Here is an 18,237-nt window from a genome sequence, read left to right on the forward strand (position 1 = left end):
TTCTTTTTGCGGACAGCGCCTCGATCAGTAATCGCGGCTGCGGCCACCCAGCAGCTTGGCCAGCACGAAGCCGGCGGCGGCCGCGATGGCGATGGCGGTGCCCGGTTTCTGGCGCACGTACTCGAAGCTGGCTTCCTTCCACTGGCCGTAGGCGTCGGTCAGCTGCTGCTGGCGCTGCCCCAGGTTGACGGTAGCGCCGCTCAGCATGCCCTGCAGCTTGTCCACGCCGGCGTGGGCGCTGGTGGCCAGGCGGTCGACGACCGGACGGGCCGCATCGGCGGCCTTGTCGACCATCGGGCGGGCGGCGTCGGCGGCCTTGTCGATCGACTGGTGCAGGTCCTGTGCGCGTGCGTTCACTTGCGCGCCCAGGTCTTTCGAATCGCCACCCACGCCCGAACCGGTGGCAGCGCCGGCGCTCTGGCTGTTCTGGCTGCCGCTGCCGCTCGATCCCAGCGAGCTGCCGCCGATGCTGGAGTTCGTGCCGCCGGTGGTCGAGCCCGACGCGCTCATCGAGCCCATCGAGCCCATGCCCGTCGACGACGCGGTGGCGCCGCCGGTGCTGCTGCCGGTCGTCGAGCTCTGCTGGTCTTTGCCCTGGTTCAGCGGGCTGCTCTTGCTCAGGCTGCCCGAACCGGTGGTGCTCCCCAGGTTGCCCGAGCCGCTGGCGTTCGGCAGATTGTCCTTGCCCTGGTTACCGGAACCCAGGTTGCTGCCTTTTGCTTCGCTCGACTTCTGATTATCCATGATGAATTCCTTTTGTAAGATTTTGACCAACGCGGATAGACCGATCTTCTTGACCGTGCATCCGTTCAAAAGTTCGACCGATAGCCGGTCCCTTCGCGTCGCGCAATGCGCGATGTCGGAGCGACACCGTCGGAATGCGGCGTCCCAATAAAAAAAATATAACTTTTTGTCAGGCCGGACTGTGCGCTGCATAACAAAGACAGGACAGACGGGAGATGGGACCGGCGCGGCGGCCAGTCCCCGGTGAAGATCAGGGCGAGGACGCGCGGGCGCTGGCGATCAGATCGTGCGCGCCGCCAAAGACTTGCGGATAGGCGCCGGCGCATTGCGCGCGCTCGGCGGCGATGCGCCGGCGGTTGGCGTCGAGATTGTCCGCGGCGAGACGGACACCGAACGGCGTGTCGTCGCCCAGGATGCGCTGCAGGATGCGCTCGCCCAGCGCGGACTTGAAGTGGCCCGCTTCCCAGTACCACTGCGTCGTGGTGCGTGTGTCGCCGGGGGCGGGGATGCGCTCGCAGCGCATCGTGGCGTAGCCGCTGAAGTCCCACACGCTGACGCGGGCGCCCGGGTAGCGGCCGCGCACGGCGTCGGCCTCGCGCACGAGCACGCGCTTCCATTCATCCATCGTCGGCTGCAGGCCGGCTTCATCGAACATCGCCATCATCTGCGCGTGGTACGGGTAAATCACCAGGTGCACCTCGGTGCGGTCGCGCGCCATCGTGTCCAGCAAGGCGCGCAGGCGATCGATGCTTGGCGAGCCGTCCGTGCCGGCCACGAACAGGTTGTGCGGCTTGCGCACGATATTCTTCGCGTTTTCACCGGCCTTCTGCTGGAAGATCGAGTAATAACCCTCCGCGCGCGCGTACCGGTTGTAGTCGCGCAGCGGCGTCTGGCCGCGCTGCGTCATGGTCTCCGGATCGGCGGCCTTTTGCAGGCGCACCGTGCGCAGCGCATCCGACACGGACTTGATCGAGAACAGCGTGTCGAAGCGCCATTGCCACGGCAGGGGTCCGTTCGTTGGCGCGGGGACCGGCGCGCTGTCCGGCTTGACGAGGAAATCGAGGAATTCGACGCCGATCACGGCCAGCGCGGCCGGTGCCGCATCCGTCCGCAACTTGGCGTACATGCGCTCGTTGACCGCCAGGGTCGTGCCCGCCAGTGCCATGTTGTAGGCCGTGCGGCCATGCCCGCTCAGCTGGGGACTGTCCGGATCGAGGCCGACTTCGACCCGCGAATTCCCCAGCAGGATCAGGTCGGGCCGCACGGCCGTGGCCTGCGCCAGCTTGATCTGTTCGCGGTATTGCTCCGGCAGCGGCTTCACGTGGTTCAGGCTCGTGCTGTCGACGAAGCCGTACAGGTGGTAAGGGTCGATGATGGCCACAAAGGCCGCGAGCAGCAGCGCGCCACCGCCCACGACGGCCGCGCACCATGCGGTGAAGCGCTGGTACGACACCTGCGACCGCGCCGCGTTGGCCGCATGGGCGCCGGCCGGGACGATGACCTCGTCGTCGTAACGTTCGATCTGTTCCATTGGGCTCCGCCGGATTAAAACTGGAAATACAGGAATTCGGCGGGGCGGCTGAGCGACAGCAGGCTGCCGATCAGGATCGCCCCGATATAAAGGCTCCAGCGCCGGGACGGCTGCCAGAGTTGCCAGCGGGCGGCGAGCCGCGGTCCGGCCATCGTGCCGAGCGCGGTCTCGTAGCGGCCCATGATCTGCTGGGTGTTGGGCAGGAAGAAGGCGATGCAACCGCCGATGACGACCCACTGCCATGTCTCCATGAAGCGCGAGCCGCCGCCCAGGTAGAACGATACGCCCCATTGCTCCAGCAGTCCTTTCAACGGTCCGAGCTGCAGGCCGATGGACGCCGGCAGGCCGATCCCGTCCATGCCCGCCATGCCGTGCAGGATCGTGGTCGCCTTGTCGAAGCTGGTGGCGCGGAAAAATACCCACGCCACGCACACGGCCATGAACGTCAACGCCATGCTGAACACACCCCAGACGCGGCCGCGCGGCAGGCGCAGCGTGTCCGCCACCGCGTTCCAGCCGTGGTTGATCGCCAGGTAGACGCCGTGCAGCGCGCCCCAGACGACGAAATTCAGGCCCGCGCCATGCCACAGGCCGCCCAGCAGCATCGTCAGCATCAGGTTGACGTAGCGGCGCACGGGGCCCTTGCGGTTGCCGCCCAGCGGCACGTACAGGTAGTCGCGCAGGAAGCGCGACAGCGTCATGTGCCAGCGGCGCCAGAAATCGATAATGTTGGCGGCCTTGTACGGCGAATCGAAATTCAGCGGCAGGCGGATGCCGAACAGCAGCGAGATGCCGATCGCCATGTCGGAATAGCCGGAGAAGTCGAAATACAACTGGAACGCGTACGCCAGCACGCCGCCCCACGCGCTGGCGAACGAGAGCATGTCCGATTTGTCGAACAGGAAGTTCGCGTGCGGCGCCAGGTTATCGGCAATCAGGACTTTCTTGGCCAGGCCGATCGCGAAGATGCTGAGCCCCACCGCGAGGTTCTGGTACGAGAAGCGGTAGCTGGCCGGTTTGTCGAACTGCGGCATCATTTCCGCGTGGTGCAGCACCGGGCCCGCGATCAGGTGCGGGAAATACGTGATGAACAGCACGTAGTGCAGGAAGCGCGCTTCCTTGACCTTGCCCTGGTAAGTGTCGACCAGGTAGGCGATCTGCGTGAACGTGAAGAACGAAATGCCGATCGGCAGCACGACGTGCAGCGCGGGGATGTCCGCCGCCGCCAGCCAGTTCACGCCCGAAATGAAAAAGTCCGCGTATTTGTAATAGGCGAGCAGGCCGAGGTCGATGACCACCGCCGCCGTCAGCCAGCGCTTGCGCGCCGGGCCGGCCGCCTGGCCGATGCGTTGCCCCATCCAGTAGTTGAATACGATCGAGCCGGCCAGCAGCGGAATATAAAAATAGCTCCACCAGCCATAGAACGTCAGCGACGCGAGGGCCAGCCAGCCGGCGGCCCGGACGTGGCTCCTGCGTGCCAGCAAGAAGTAGCCGATGGCCGTGATGGGCAGGAACAGGAACAGGAACGTAAAGGAATTGAAGAGCATGGCGACCGGTCGGAAACGAGGAAACGGCTGGAGATGCGATAGCCCAGGACGGTCTCATCCTTGGCCATCCCGCCAATATAACATCGTTGTCTTGCAAAAAAAACAGCGCGACGCGGCCTGACAACAAGCGAAACGGGGCCGCAAAGCAAAAAGGGCCACCCTGCTGGGTGGCCCTTCTCACTGTCTTGGTGCCGCTGACCGGAATCGAACTGGTGACCTTCGCATTACGAATGCGCTGCTCTACCGACTGAGCTACAGCGGCTAAACCGGAACAACCGTTTAACCTGTGTCCGCACTACCTGCCATCAGACTGCTGGCGGCCCGAAGGCCTTGCTGTTGCCCCGCTGAACGGGCTGCATCGCAAAGGAGCCCGCATTCTAACAACAACTTCGCAAACTTGCTAGTCCGGCTCGGCAATTTTATGCGGACACGTTAAAAATCATTCCTGGTGGTAGCTCGTCACGCGTTCCACCTCGCTCTTCGAGCCCAGGAACACGGGCACGCGCTGGTGCAGTTTCTGCGGCGCGATGTCGAGGATGCGCTGGTGGCCGTCCGTCGCGGCGCCGCCCGCCTGCTCGACGATGAAGGCCATCGGGTTCGCTTCGTACATCAGACGCAGCTTGCCCGGCTGCGACGGGTCGCGCTGGTCGGCCGGGTACATGAAGATGCCGCCGCGGTTCAGGATGCGGTGCACGTCGGCCACCATCGAGGCGATCCAGCGCATATTGAAATCCTTGCCGCGCGGACCGGTTTTACCGGCCAGCATTTCGTCGACATAGCGCGTGACGGGCGGATACCAGTGGCGCTGGTTCGACATATTGATGGCGAATTCCTTCGTCTCTTCCGGGATCTGCATGTCCTTCTGCGTCAGGACCCAGGAGCCCATCTCGCGGTCCAGGGTGAAGCAGTTGACGCCGTTGCCGGTGGTGAGCACGAGCATCGTCTGCGGGCCGTACACGGCATAGCCGGCCGCGACTTGCTGGCTGCCGGCCTGCATGAAGTCGGCTTCGGTCGGCTGCGTCATGCCTTCCGGCGCCTTCAGCACGGAGAAGATGGTGCCGATCGAGACGTTGACGTCGATGTTCGACGAGCCGTCCAGCGGATCGAACAGCAGCATGTATTCGCCCATCGGATACCGGTTCGGGATCGGGTGGATCGATTCCATTTCTTCCGATGCCATCGCCGCCAGGTGGCCGCCCCATTCATTGGCTTCGAGCAGGATCTCGTTGGAGATCACGTCGAGCTTCTTCTGGACTTCGCCCTGGATGTTCTCCGTGTTCGCGCTGCCGAGGATATCGCCGAGCGCACCCTTGCCGACCGAGTGGGAGATGGTCTTGCAGGCGCGGGCCACCACCTCGATCAGGAGGCGCAGCGATGCGGGGATGTTGCTGTGGAGACGCTGCTCCTCGACGAGGTATTGCGTCAGGCTGACACGTTTCATGGACTTCCTTCAGTTTATGAAAATTCGTTATGGCGACCAGGGCCGCCGCTTTTGTAGGGTGGGCACTCTGTGCCCACGCGTTCAACGTCCGCCAGTACGGTCACGACATACCCGATGTCGCGTACCGCCGCGTGGGCACGTGGTGCCCACCCTGCTGGCGGGCATCCCATTAATTGGCGAGGGCCTTGCTGACCACTTCGCGCACGTCGTTCGACAGCTTGGCCTGCCCCGCCACCTGCTGCAGCGCCCGCTTCATATGGGCTTGCAGGTCGGGCGTGTACCGGCGCCAGCGGTCCATCGCGCGGGCCAGGCGGCTGGCCACCTGCGGGTTCAGCGCATCCAGCGCGATCACCTGCTCGGCCCAGAACGCGTAGCCGCTGCCGTCCGGCGCGTGGAAGCCCACCGGATTGCCGGCGCAGAACGTGGACACCAGGCTGCGCGCGCGGTTCGGATTACGCAAGGTGAAGGCCTTGTGCGTCATGAGGTCGCGCACGCGGTTCACGTCCGTCGTCGGGGCCGAGGCCTGCATCGCGAACCATTTGTCCACGACCAGCGCTTCGCCCTGGAATTCGTCGTAGAAGCGCTGCAGGGCGTCGGCAGCGGCGGGCGCGCGCGCATGCACGAGGGCCGACAGGGCCGCCACGCGGTCCGTCATGTTCGTCGCCCCGTCGAACTGGCGCTGGGCCAGGGCCAGGCTGTCGTCGTCCGGTGCGGCGCACAGATAGGCCAGCGCCAGGTTTTTCAAGGCGCGCTTGCCGATCGAGCCGGCGTCCGGGCTGTATTCGCCCGGCGTCTGGTTGGCGTCGTACTGGGCCCGCAATTCGGCGCGCAGGCGGGTGCCGATATTCGCGCGCACGAACTGGCGCGCCAGGTGGATGGCGAGCGGGTCGACGACGTCCAGCTGGTCGGCGATCATCGTTTCCGACGGCAGCAGCAGCGCCTGCTCGCGGAAGGCCGGGTCGAGCGTGTCGTCCGCGAGGATCTTGCGCATCGCGTCGACGAACACGTCGTCCAGGTCCAGCTTCGCACCCGCATTGGCCGGGTCGGCGGCGACCTGGCCGGTCAGCTTCAGCAGGCGGCTCATCGCGAGGCGCTGGCCCGCTTCCCAGCGGTTGACGGGGTCGCTGTCGTGGCTGAACAGGTGCACCAGTTCGGCGTCGTTGTAGCCGTATTTCAGGATCACGGGCGCGGAGAAATCGCGCAGGATCGAGGGCGTCGGCTGTTCAAGCACGCCGGTGAAGACGAAGGTCTGGTCCGCGTCCGTCAATTCCAGCACCGCGGTCGTCCCGTGGTCTTTGCCATCGACCGTCAGCGGCAGGTCGCGGCCGTCACGGCCCAGCAGGCCGACGGCGACGGGGATGTGGAACGGCAGCTTCTCCGGCTGGCCCGGCGTCGGCGGGCACGACTGGATCAGGCGCAGCGTGTATGTCTGCGCCTGGTCGTCGTAGCGGGTCTCGGCCTGCACGACCGGCGTGCCGGCCTGGCTGTACCAGCGCTCGAACAAGGTCAGGTCGCGGCCGTTGGCGTCGGCCATCGCCATGCGGAAGTCGTCGCAGGTGACGGCCTGGCCGTCATGGCGCTCGAAGTACAGGTCCATGCCTTTGCGGAAGCCCTCGCGGCCCAGCAGCGTCTGGTACATGCGCACGACTTCGGCGCCCTTTTCGTAGACGGTGACCGTATAAAAGTTATTGATCTCGACAAAGGAGTCGGGACGGACCGGGTGGGCCATCGGGCCCGCGTCTTCCGGGAACTGGGCCTGGCGCAAGGTGCGCACCTGGTCGATGCGGGTGACGGCGCGCCCGGTATTCGTGCCGATCATGTCGGCCGAGAATTCCTGGTCGCGGAACACGGTCAGGCCTTCCTTCAGCGACAGCTGGAACCAGTCGCGGCAGGTGACGCGGTTGCCCGTCCAGTTGTGGAAGTATTCGTGGCCGACGACGGCCTCGATGCCCTGGAAGTCGACGTCCGTCGCGACGCGCGGATTGGCCAGCACGAACTTCGTGTTGAAGATGTTCAGGCCCTTGTTTTCCATCGCCCCCATGTTGAAGTCGCCCACGGCGACGATCATGAAGCGGTCGAGGTCGAGTTCGAGGTTCCAGCGTTCCTCGTCCCAGCGGATACTGTGCTTGAGCGACTGCATCGCGTAATCCGTCTTGTCGAGGTTGCCCTCTTCCACCCAGACCTGCAGCAGGGCCGTGCGGCCGTCGGCCAGTTCGAAGTCCTCTTCCTGGCACACGAGGCGCGCGGCGACGAGGGCGAACAGGTACGACGGTTTCTTGAACGGGTCTTCCCACAGCGCGTAATGGCGGCCGTCGGGCAGGTCGCCTTCCTCGACCAGGTTGCCGTTCGACAGCAGCACCGGATACTTGTCCTTGTCGGCGCGCAACATGACGGTGTAACGGGCCATGACGTCCGGACGGTCCGGGAAATAGGTGATGCGCCGGAAACCTTCGGCCTCGCATTGCGTATAAAAGCTGCCATTGGACGTGTACAGGCCGCTGAGGGTAGTATTGCTTTCGGGAATGCAAACGGTTTCGATTTCCAGCGTCGCCTCTTCCGGCGCGTTGGGGATGCGCAGCAGATTGCCCTCGACGGCGTAGTCGCCCTCGACCAGCGTCCTGCCGTTCAGGCGCAGGGCCACCAGTTCGATATCTTCGCCGTACAGCTCGATTTCGCGCTGGGCACTGGCGGGATTGCGGCGGACCGTCATCCGGTTGGCAACGACGGTGCGGGCGGGGTCGAGGTCGAAGCCGAGTTCAACGGTATCGACCAGATAACTGGGGGCGGTGTAATCCTTCCGGTAGATCGTCTGGGGCGTATCGGTGCGCATGGTCAGGTCCGCAAAGCCGTTGGTGGGATGCTTATTTTACCAACAAGCTTCGCGCCGCAATCCGTCCGACCTTTCTTTTGTATCGCCATGTATAGGCAGTAACCGCGCGTAAATATATCGACGAACATCACGCATCAGGAATAATATGGTCTCCTGAACAAGACCGATTACAGGATTTGAAATCCGACAGACAGGGAATACCGAATCGATGGAGCGCATCATGAAACGTACCATGATCACGGCGGTCGCCGCGCTGAGCCTGTTGCTGGGCGGCTGCGCGACGACGATCCGCAGTGACGTCACCACCTTCAACCAGTGGCCCGCCGAGCTGCCCGACAAGAGCTATGCGTTCGAGACGCCGCCCCCGCAGGACAATACGCTGGAGCTGCAGAGCTACGAAAACCTCGTGCGCGCCCAGCTGAGCCGCCTCGGCTTCCACGAGGCACAGCAAGCGCCCGCGCTGAAGGTATCGATGCGCTTCTCGACCATCGACGTGCCGACGCAGGTCATCTACCCGACCTTCGCGCCGATGTACGCCTACTCGCCCCGCTTCGCCTATATGGGCTGGCGCCGGCGCTACTGGGGCGGCTGGTACAGCCCGTTCTACGACCCGTTCTGGGGGCCGTACCCGGCCTATGACGTGCAGGAAGAGCACCGCTACCACCGCCAGGTGCAGATATCGATCGCGTCGGCGACGGACGGCAAGCGGTTGTTCGACGTGACGGTGCGCAACGTGAGCCGGCAGATGTCGACGCCGGCCGTGATGCCGGCCCTCGTGCAGAGCGCGTTCGAAGGGTTTCCGGGGCCGAATGGCGGCTCGCGCGTGATCGAGTTGAAGCAGGATCCGCGGCAGGACGGTTAAGAGATACCGTCGCCCCCGACCTAGCTGGCCGCCTTGGCGGGGGCCCAATTTTGCCAGCGATTCGCAGGCGCAAACAGTACTTGGGTCCCCGCCTTCGCGGGGACGACGTATTTAAGCCTCAGCTTAAATACGCCTCCGACAGAAACGTAATCCCCACAATCAAGAGCACCGCCAGCATCAGCACCACCAGCAACCGCCCGAAACGCGGCTCCGTCGCCGGTTGCGGGTCGATCGGCGGTTCGTTGTCGTCGCTGAATTCTCTCATGGCAGCAGGATCGTCTTGCCGGTCGTGCGGCGGCCTTCGAGGGCGATGTGAGCCTGGGCCGCGTCGGCCAGGGGGAAGCGCTGGTGGATCTCGATGCTCACCTGGCCGCTCGCCACCACGCCGAACAGATCGGCCGCCATCGCCTCGCGCTGCGCGCGCGTGGCCGCATACGATTGCAGGGTCGGGCGCGTGATGTACAGCGAGCCGCGCGCCGACAATTCGTTCAGCGAGAACGGCGGCACCGGCCCGGACGAGTTGCCGAAGCTGACCATCAGCCCGCGCGGCCGCAGGCAGTCCAGCGAGCGCGTGAACATGTCCTTGCCGACCGAATCGTAGACGACGGGCACCTTCTCCCCGTTCGTGATCTCTGTTACCCGCTGCACGACGTCCTCGGTGTTGTAGTTGATGACGTGGGCGGCGCCGTGGTGCCGCGCCAGCGCCGCCTTCTCGTTTGACCCCGCCGTCCCGATGAGGTTCACGCCCAGCGCGCGCGCCCACTGACACGCGATCAGGCCGACGCCGCCGGCCGCCGCGTGGAACAGGATCGTCTCGCCCGGTTTCACTGCATAGGTCTGCTTGAGGAGGTATTGCACGGTCAGGCCCTGCAGCAGCATCGCGGCGCCCGTCTCGAACGAGATGTCGTCCGGCAGGTGCACGAGGACGTCCGCCGGCATCGTGCGCAGCTGGCTGTAGGCGCCGTTCGGGCGCGCCGCATAGGCCACGCGGTCGCCCGGCCTGACGTGCGTGACGCCCTCGCCCACCGCCTCGACGACGCCCGCCGCCTCCTGGCCGAGGCCATTGGGCAGGTCGAGCGGGTACAGCCCGGAGCGGAAATACGTGTCGATGAAGTTCACGCCGATCGCGTGATTGCGCACGCGCGCCTCGCCCGGGCCGGGGTCGCCGACCTCGACGTCGACGTATTCCAGCACCTCGGGGCCGCCGGTACGCGTGAAACGGATCGCCTTTGCCGTCGTCATGGCCGACCTCCTGGATGGATCAGTTCGCCGTCGCCTGCAGTTGCGACAGCACGAGATGGGCGCTCGCCACATTGGTGGCGCACGGGATGTTGTGCACGTCGCAGGCGCGGACCAGCGCATTGATGTCCGGTTCGTGCGGCTGCGGGGTCATCGGGTCGCGCAGGAAGATCACGCAGTCGACCTCGCCGTTGACCAGCTGGGCGCCGATCTGCAGGTCGCCGCCGACGGGGCCGGAATGCATGCGCGTCACCTCGAGCCCAAGTTCGTTGATCAGGCGCCCGCCCGTGGTGCCGGTGGCCGACAGCGTGCAGCCGCGCAGGAAGTCTGCGTATTCGGCGGCGAGCGCGATCATGTCGTCTTTTTTCTTGTCGTGGGCGATCAGGGCGATGCGAGGTTTCATGTTCCGTTCCGTTCTGGCGTTCTGGTTGATCAAGGTTGTTTTTTCAGCGACAGCAGATAGATCCCGGCCAGCACCAGGCCCGTTCCGGCCAGTTGCACGGTCGTGATCGGCTCCCCCAGCATGGCCCAGCCCAGGAACAGCGTCGACACCGGACCGATCATGCCGGCCTGCGAGGCCGTCGTCGCACCGATGCGCTGGACCGCGGCCATCGTCATGAAGACAGGGAAGATGGTACAGAATATCCCATTCACGAGCGAGAGCCCGTAAACCGGCAGCGGCTGCACGAGCATGCTCGCGGGACGCAGCACGAAGAATTGCACGACGCACGCCACGCTCGACACGCACATCGCGTACGCCACCAGGCGCAGCGAGCCGATGCGGCGCACCATCTCGCCCGTGCCCAGCAGGTAGGCCGCATAGCAGGCCGCCGAACCCAGCACGAGCAGCGAGCCCGTCACGGTACTGCCGGCGCCGCCTTTGAGGTCGTGCGCGAACACGAGCACGATCCCGCAATACGACAGGCCCAGCGCGATCCATTCGGCGCGGCCGATGCGGCGCTTGAGGCCCAGCGCCGTGATCAAAAGGACGAAGGTCGGCGTGAGGAACAGGATCAGGCGCTCCAGGCCCACCGAGATGTATTGCAGGCCGAGGAAATCCAGATAGCTCGACATGTAATAGCCGATCAACCCGAGCCCGACGAGGCGCCAGCGGTCGCGCACGGACAGCGGCGGCTCGGTCCGCATCTTCCACACGGCGACGGCCGCGAACACCGGAAACGAGAACAGCATCCTGAACGCGATCAATGTGACGGCATCGATGTGGTAGCGGTACAGCAGTTTGGCGACGACCGCCTTCGTGGAAAACAGGACCGCGCCGCCGATGGCGATCGCCAGGCCGCCCAGCACGGACGGACGTGGGGTCGACGCAACGGAAATATCGCTTGCAGATGTGCTCATCCGACGATTGTACGGGGAATCCATAACGTCGGCTGAGGACGCCCCCGAACCCGGCCGGCCGCGCGCGGTCCAACTGCCATCACTGCTCAACATTGATCGGAGGATGTCCATGGCACATTGCCGTACCCGTTCGCGCCCGATGGCGCAACCGGCTGGAGGCCGCACGCGATGAGCCGCGCCAGCGGCGTCGGCCGTCCCGGTGCCGATCGCACCGTCGTCATCGCCCTGCTGGCGCTGCTCGCGGCGCTGTGCTGGGCCTGCCTGCTGTTTTTGCTGTTCCGGGCCGGCCGCCTGTCGCCGCTGGGGCTGGCTACCGGCGGGCACATCCGGGTCGGGCCGTACCACGCGGCCGACCTCGCGGGCCTGCTGGCGTTATGGATCGTCGTCATCGCCGCGATGATGCTGCCGGCCGCGGCGCCGTCCGTGCTGCTGTACGCGCGCGTCAAGCGGCTCGTGCGCGAGCGCTGGCTCTACCCGTCGACGTTCCTGTTCATGCTGGGCTATCTGTTCGTCTGGATCTGTTGCGCCGTCGCGGCCACGCTGGCCGACTGGCAGCTGCACGACGCGGGCGCGCTCGACGAGACGATGGCCATCGCGCACCCGACGGTCGGCGCCCTCGCCCTCGTCGCGGCCGGGGTCTACCAGTGGACGCCGGCCAAGCATGTGTGCCTGGACAACTGCCGCGCGCCGCTGGCGTTCGTCCTCACGCACTGGCGGCGCGGGACATGGGGCGCGTTCCGCATGGGCGTCACGGATGCGCGCTACTGCACGGGCTGCTGCTGGCTGCTGCTGGCGCTCGTGCTGCCGGCCGGCGTGCTGAACCTGCCCGTGATCGCCGGCCTGATCGCGCTGATTCTTGCCGAAAAACTGCTGCCCGGAGGTCACCTCGTGGCATGCGCGACGGGGCTGGGACTGGTCGGGCTGGGCACCGCGTTGTTGTTTCCCTGACAGTATTTAGACGGGGGTGCCTATGCTAAAATGTCGAGGATTATCATCTCCGGGGCCTCGTTTTGCCGAGGTCCTCTGCTCAAGGAAGACTCGACATGGCTGGACACAGCAAATGGGCCAACATCAAGCACAAGAAAGCCGCGACTGACGCCAAGCGCGGCAAGATCTGGACCCGACTGATCAAGGAAATCACCGTCGCCGCCCGCATGGGTGGCGGCGACGCCAATACCAACCCGCGCCTGCGCCTCGCCATCGAGAAGGCGGCGGACGCCAATATGCCGAAGGATAACGTCAACCGCGCCGTGCAGCGCGGCTCGGGCGGCCTGGAAGGCGTCAACTACGAAGAAATCCGCTATGAAGGCTATGGCATCGGCGGCGCCGCGATCATCGTCGACTGCATGACCGACAACCGCGTGCGCACCGTGGCCGAAGTCCGCCACGCGTTCAGCAAGTTCGGCGGCAATATGGGCACCGAGGGTTCCGTCTCGTTCATGTTCAAGCACGTGGGCCAGTTCCTGTTCGCGCCGGGCGTCGACGAAAACAAGCTGATGGAAGCGGCGCTGGAAGCCGGCGCCGACGACGTGATCGCGGACGACGAAGGCGGCTTCGAAGTGCTGTGCGATCCGAACGCCTTTGCCGGCGTCAAGGAAGCGCTGGAAGCGGCCGGTTTCAAGGCCGATTCCGCCGAAGTCATCATGAAGCCCGACACCGAGACGGTGTTCACCGGCGAAGACGCGCTCAAGATGCAGAAACTCCTCGACGCCCTGGAAAACCTGGACGACGTGCAGGAAGTCTATACGAACGCAGTCATCGAAGAGTAATCAAGTACGTACAAACAGGCAACGCCTGGCAGCGAAAGCAATCCATGAAAATCCTGGTAGTCGGCTCTGGCGGCCGTGAACATGCCCTGGCCTGGAAACTGGCCCAATCCGATCGCGTCCAGATGGTCTACGTCGCACCGGGCAACGGCGGCACCGCGCGCGATGCGCGCCTGGTCAACATCGACATCATCGATCCGGCCGCGCTGGCCGACTTCGTCGTCGCGGAACACGTCAACCTGACGCTCGTCGGGCCGGAGCAGCCGCTGGCGGCCGGCATCGTCAACCTGTTCCGCGCGCGCGGCCTGAAGGTCTTCGGCCCGACCAAGGAAGCGGCCCAGCTGGAAAGCTCGAAAGACTTCGCCAAGGCCTTCATGCACCGCCACGGCATCCCGACGGCGCAGTACCAGACCTTCACCGACGTCCAGCAGGCCCACGCCTACATCGACGCCCAGGGCGCGCCCATCGTCATCAAGGCCGACGGCCTCGCCGCCGGCAAGGGCGTCGTCGTCGCCATGACGCTGGAAGAAGCGCACCAGGCGGCCGACGACATGTTGTCGGGCAACCGCTTCGGCGACGCCGGTGCGCGCATCGTGATCGAGGAATTCCTGGCCGGCGAAGAAGCGAGCTTCATCGTCATGTGCGACGGCAAGAACGTCGTCGCCCTGGCCACGTCACAAGACCACAAGCGCCTCAAGGACCACGACCAGGGCCCGAACACGGGCGGCATGGGCGCGTACTCGCCGGCACCGGTCGTCACGCCGTCGATCCACGCGCGCGTGATGCGCGAGATCATCAACCCGACCATCCAGGGCATGGCCAAGGACGGCATCCCGTACAGCGGCTTCCTGTACGCGGGCCTGATGATCGACGCGGCCGGCGTACCGAAGGTCATCGAATTCAACTGCCGCATGGGCGACCCGGAAACGCAGCCGATCATGACGCGCCTGAAGAGCGACTTCGTGACGGTGCTGGAACATGCCTGCAACGGCACGCTGGACAAGGTCGAACTGGAATGGGACCGCCGCACCGCGGTGGGCGTCGTGATGGCGGCGGCCGGCTATCCGGACGCACCGGCCAAGGGCGACGTCATCGACGGCATCCCGGCCGAAACGCCGGAATGCGTCACCTTCCACGCCGGCACCCAGCTCGTCGGCGGCACCTTGCAGACGTCGGGCGGCCGCGTGCTGTGCGTCGTCGGCCTGGGCGACAGCGTCAAGATGGCGCAGAAGCAGGCATACGAGACCGTTGAGAAGATCCACTTCAACGGCGCGCAGTATCGGCGCGATATCGGGTGGCGCGGTATCAAGCAGGCGTGACGGCATAAAAAGAACGGGACAGGACCGACGACCTGATCCCGTTTTTTGTTGCCAGACACGCTTCACGAGGTCGCTCGTCACACCAACATAGAGCGTTCCGTTCAAGCCACTCGCCAGATGTCTACGTAGCTCGACTTGTCCATGTCTGAGTCCTCGATGCCGAAGGTGGCATGGTCAAGCAGTGGACTCGTTTTGCTGCTGAGATGCCGCAAAACGGTGGGTGGAGCGAAAACAGAGCGTCGTTCCCGCGCAAGCGGGATAGCGCCACCGGCGCCATCCCCCGTGCTGAGCTGCCGAAATCAGTCTATCGAGCAACGCTGCGGCACTTCAAGGATGCGGATTCTGTCACTCAGCATGGATTCCCGCTTGCGCGGGAATGACGGTTCGCGTGCGCTGGAATGACCGTTTATTGACGGCGGCGACGCGCCAACCCGCCCGCGGCCAGCCCGCCCAGCATCAACGCCAGCGTACCCGGCAGCGGCACAGCGCTCGCAGCCGCTTCCACGTCGACGTTGTCGATCTGGCCGTAGGAGCCCGAGCTCAGGCGCAGCTCGGTGATACCGGTCAGCCCCGTGGCCCACGTATTCTCGCCCACGATGGTGCCGACCAGTGTGCCGTCGGCGGACACATCGATCGCATCGGTCTTGTAATCAAAGCTGTTCAGGTTGAACTTGCCGCCGCCCACGCGGGTCAGCGTCACGAACGTGCCCGGGCCGTTGTCGATACCGTCCAGCCAGTTGTACGTCTGCGGCTCGAACGTGCCGGTGCCGATGTTCGTCATGCCGGCGCCCGCGTTCGGCGCATTCAGGGTCACTTGGAAGCCCGATGCCACATAGGTCAGGTTCGTGCCGTCATAAGCCATGTTCGTGGCCAGCGGGAAGCCGTCGCCGTACATCATCTCGGTCAGGTCGTCGAAGGTCAGGACGGTGGCGCTGGCGCTGCCTGCGGCCATGAAGGCGACGGCGGCGAGGATGGTTTTGAATTTCATTTGAGTCTCCGAAAATAGTCGATACCGCCGGCCCCGATGCGGGGGCCGGCGTTGCAGTCATCAATAGCTGAAGATCACGCCACGGCCGTTGCCGCTGGCATACACGCGTCCGGGCACGACCTGGTCGGCGGCCAGGTTGCCGATGCCGGCGTACTGGTGCTTGTCGTCGTTGATCCGGCGCCAGTGCGCGGCACCGTCATCCGAGCGGTACACGCCCCACACGCCGTTGATCACGCCCACGATGTAGATGGAAGACGAGTACGGCGCACCGACGGGCGGCTTGCCCAGCGCGATCGAGGTCGCGCTATACACTTCCGGGTACAGCCAGGTCGGGTTCTTGCCCCAGATCGGCGTCGTCGCGTTCAGGTTGGTCCAGGTCACGCCCGAGTCGGTGGAGTGCAGGACGTTGTAGCCGTCCGCCACCCAGATATCGCCTTCGGCATTCGGATTGACGGCGACCGACGAACTCCAGAAACTCGTCACGCGCGCGCCCGCGCCCACGAACGTCGTGCTTTCCGTGAACGTGTGACCGCCGTCCGTCGAGTACCAGAAGTGCGAGGTGTCCGACCACTGGTTCCACCATGCGCCGCCCGAGTTGAAGGCATACACCTTGTTCGGGTTCTTGCGGTCGGCGACGACACGGTAGGCGCGGCCGACGCCCACGCCAGACAGGGCCGGCAGGTTCGTGTACGTCCAGGTCGCGCCATTGTCGGTCGTGTAGGCCGGACGCGAATTCGACGGCGCCCAGACGGCCTTGCCCGGTGCGGTCACGGCGATGCTCGCTTCGTCCGAGCCCCCTGCCCGGGTCGTCGCATCCGGGTGTTCGCTCGCGAACTTCGTCCAGGTCACGCCGGAGTCGGTCGAATAGATGCCGTGGATGCCGGACTGGGTATAGCCGGGATTGCCGATCGCCGCGATGTAGGCCGGATTCGACCAGGCCGTATCGATGCCGACGCCGTTGGCGAACACACCGTGCGGCTCGCGCGTGGTTTTCTTGAGAAGCTCGGTCTGCACGTGCACGCCGATGTCGCCCGAGGCGTTCAGCAAGGTGTACGACGCGCCCTTGGGCGGCGTCATCAGCGCGATCGTGGCATTTTCCTCGATGCCGTTGTTGAGCTGATTCCACGACGGGGTCGGAGCCGACGCGTTCTTCGTTTCCCACAAGCCGCCGCCGGTCACGTGCATGATGTGGTCCGGATTGTTCGGGTCGATCTCGACGTCGTCGACCCAGCCGGAGAAGCCCTCGTCCGGCGTGTGCGGCATCTGCGTCGCGATCTCGCGCCACGTCTGGCCGGCATCGTCCGACATCTGGACGATCGGCAGGCCCTGCCAGTTACCCCAGGTATTCGAGATCCCCAGCGCGATGCGGGTGGTCGGCCCCGAACCGGAGACGGACAGGCCGCCGATGCCCCAGTTCGTCCATTGCCCCGGATCGTAGCTCTTCAGCAGCGTCCAGCTGGTGCCGTCGAACTTGTACAGCCGGCACGGACCGCCGGCGCCCGGCCCGATGTCCTTGGTGAACGCCACGTAGATCATGCCGTCCTTGGCGCGGACCATGTGCGGGATGTGGAAGCCCTTCTCGGGGGTCGTCACGCCGGTCCAGGTGGCGCCGCCGTCGGTCGACTTGTACATGCCGTAGTTCAGGCCGGCCGCGTTGGCGTAATCCGGCCCCACGGCCGCGTAGATGGTCTGCGTGGCCGTGCCGGTGCCCTTGGTCGACGTGTCGAACAGCACGCCTTCGATGCCGCCCGACGTGCGTCCGGGCAGGGAACCGATCTGGTCGCCCGGGTACTGGAACGACGTGAGGGACGTCACCTGGTTCCAGGTCTGGCCGTAGTCCTCGCTCTTCCACAGGCCCGACGTGCGCGTGCCGTAGTACAGGACCGACGATTTGTTCGGGTCGACCATCAGGCGCTCGCCGATGGCACGGCCCGGGTCGTTGGCACCGGTGCGGAACGGCAGGTCGACGTGCGTCCAGTTATTCCCGCGGTCCGTGGAAATATACAAGCGCCCATTGCGGCCGTCCCAGTCGTACAAGCCCGTGCTCATGTACACGCGCTGGTCGTCGTTCGGGTCCAGGGCCATGCTTTCGCTACCCATGTAGAAACCATCCGTGATGCCCAGGCCATCCGTGATCGCCACCCAGGTCGACGTCGTGGCGTCCCAGCGGTAGGCGCCGCCGATGTCCGTGCGGGCGTACAGGACGTTCGGGCTGGTCGGGTGGAAGATCAGGCCGGGGACATAGCCGCCGCCGCCATACTTCACGCTTTGCCAACGGGTGCCCGACGTCGCGACGTCGGCGCCGCCGCCGGACACGCTGCCGACCATGGCGGCAAAGGAAGGCGACCGCGAGGACGGGCTGCTGTCGCCACCGCAGGCTGCCACCATGCCGGCCACGAGGCAGGCAAGGGCGAGGGTTTGCTTCTTCATGCGTGAACTCCAAGAAAAGTGATGAATCGTTTGCTGCAGTGCATCACCCCGGCGCGCACGGCCAAAGGCTGTCCGTTCGTGCCGGAGATGTGAATCGTTGAAGGAAGAATGGGTGGCGTCGCCGCCGTCGCGCGGTGTGCGCTACGGTCGTGGCCGATGTGGGATCGTGTGCGTCATGGCG

At 65.3% G+C, this 18,237-nt stretch carries 15 protein-coding genes and 1 tRNA gene; 4 read left to right on the forward strand and 12 right to left on the reverse strand.

Annotated elements, in window-relative coordinates; translation table 11 throughout:
* Positions 1-24 precede the first annotated feature (24 nt).
* The 6 genes from BVG12_RS15225 to pepN all read right to left on the reverse strand — a co-directional run bounded on the left by BVG12_RS15225 (position 25) and on the right by pepN (position 8,093).
* Entirely contained in the window at positions 25-744 is a 720-nt protein-coding gene (locus BVG12_RS15225) for a hypothetical protein (protein ID WP_075793135.1), read from the reverse strand.
* A gap of 250 nt (positions 745-994) precedes the next feature.
* On the reverse strand, positions 995-2,275 hold the full coding sequence (locus tag BVG12_RS15230; RefSeq protein ID WP_075793136.1) for a hypothetical protein: 1,281 nt from the start codon (positions 2,273-2,275) through the stop codon (positions 995-997).
* Between the two features lie 14 nt (positions 2,276-2,289).
* Positions 2,290-3,822: an MBOAT family O-acyltransferase gene (locus BVG12_RS15235; protein ID WP_075793137.1), complete on the reverse strand. Its 1,533-nt coding sequence runs from the start codon at positions 3,820-3,822 to the stop codon at positions 2,290-2,292.
* A gap of 186 nt (positions 3,823-4,008) precedes the next feature.
* Positions 4,009-4,084, reverse strand: a tRNA-Thr gene (locus BVG12_RS15240).
* Between the two features lie 177 nt (positions 4,085-4,261).
* Positions 4,262-5,263 (reverse strand): class 1 fructose-bisphosphatase, encoded by a 1,002-nt coding sequence (locus BVG12_RS15245; protein ID WP_075793138.1) that lies wholly within the window; start codon positions 5,261-5,263, stop codon positions 4,262-4,264.
* A 169-nt stretch (positions 5,264-5,432) separates the two neighbouring features.
* On the reverse strand, positions 5,433-8,093 hold the full coding sequence (gene pepN / locus BVG12_RS15250) for an aminopeptidase N (RefSeq protein WP_075793139.1): 2,661 nt from the start codon (positions 8,091-8,093) through the stop codon (positions 5,433-5,435).
* Positions 8,094-8,313: 220 nt separating this feature from the next.
* Here pepN and BVG12_RS15255 point away from each other — a divergent pair, with 220 nt between their 5' ends.
* A complete protein-coding gene (locus BVG12_RS15255) occupies positions 8,314-8,955 on the forward strand; it encodes a DUF4136 domain-containing protein (RefSeq protein ID WP_075796383.1) in 642 nt (213 codons plus the stop codon).
* A gap of 118 nt (positions 8,956-9,073) precedes the next feature.
* On the opposite strand, the gene BVG12_RS34555 is transcribed toward BVG12_RS15255, so the two are convergent.
* From BVG12_RS34555 to BVG12_RS15270, 4 genes are read right to left on the reverse strand one after another with little or no spacing between them, the layout of a single operon-like run.
* Positions 9,074-9,220, reverse strand: coding sequence for a hypothetical protein (locus BVG12_RS34555; protein WP_169926820.1), 147 nt, complete (start codon positions 9,218-9,220; stop codon positions 9,074-9,076).
* The gene (locus BVG12_RS15260; RefSeq protein WP_075793140.1) at positions 9,217-10,197 is read right to left on the reverse strand and encodes a quinone oxidoreductase family protein; all 981 of its coding nucleotides are present in this window, start codon (positions 10,195-10,197) and stop codon (positions 9,217-9,219) included. Before BVG12_RS15260 ends, BVG12_RS34555 begins: the two co-directional genes overlap by 4 nt.
* Before the next feature lie 19 nt (positions 10,198-10,216).
* Positions 10,217-10,597, reverse strand: a complete 381-nt coding sequence (locus BVG12_RS15265; RefSeq protein WP_075793141.1) for a methylglyoxal synthase — start codon at positions 10,595-10,597, stop codon at positions 10,217-10,219.
* A 29-nt stretch (positions 10,598-10,626) separates the two neighbouring features.
* Positions 10,627-11,553 carry a DMT family transporter gene (locus tag BVG12_RS15270; protein ID WP_075793142.1) on the reverse strand — a complete coding sequence of 309 codons (927 nt, stop codon included), beginning with the start codon at positions 11,551-11,553 and terminating at the stop codon, positions 10,627-10,629.
* Between the two features lie 168 nt (positions 11,554-11,721).
* On the opposite strand from BVG12_RS15270, the gene BVG12_RS15275 reads away from it, so the two are divergent.
* From BVG12_RS15275 to purD, 3 genes are all read left to right on the forward strand, one after another.
* Positions 11,722-12,501 carry a DUF2182 domain-containing protein gene (locus tag BVG12_RS15275; protein ID WP_075793143.1) on the forward strand — a complete coding sequence of 260 codons (780 nt, stop codon included), beginning with the start codon at positions 11,722-11,724 and terminating at the stop codon, positions 12,499-12,501.
* 95 nt (positions 12,502-12,596) lie between these two features.
* Positions 12,597-13,322: a YebC/PmpR family DNA-binding transcriptional regulator gene (locus BVG12_RS15280; RefSeq protein ID WP_075793144.1), complete on the forward strand. Its 726-nt coding sequence runs from the start codon at positions 12,597-12,599 to the stop codon at positions 13,320-13,322.
* 44 nt (positions 13,323-13,366) lie between these two features.
* Positions 13,367-14,638: a phosphoribosylamine--glycine ligase gene (purD, locus tag BVG12_RS15285; RefSeq protein WP_075793145.1), complete on the forward strand. Its 1,272-nt coding sequence runs from the start codon at positions 13,367-13,369 to the stop codon at positions 14,636-14,638.
* 406 nt (positions 14,639-15,044) lie between these two features.
* Here the strand turns inward: purD and BVG12_RS15290 are convergent, their stop codons facing one another.
* Entirely contained in the window at positions 15,045-15,626 is a 582-nt protein-coding gene (locus BVG12_RS15290) for a PEP-CTERM sorting domain-containing protein (RefSeq protein ID WP_075793146.1), read from the reverse strand.
* A gap of 60 nt (positions 15,627-15,686) precedes the next feature.
* Complete coding sequence (locus tag BVG12_RS15295) at positions 15,687-18,056, reverse strand: sialidase family protein (RefSeq protein ID WP_075793147.1); 2,370 nt, start codon at positions 18,054-18,056, stop codon at positions 15,687-15,689.
* Positions 18,057-18,237 lie beyond the last annotated feature (181 nt).

This window comes from Massilia putida, assembly GCF_001941825.1.
Taxonomy (GTDB): Bacteria; Pseudomonadota; Gammaproteobacteria; order Burkholderiales; family Burkholderiaceae_D; genus Telluria; species Telluria putida.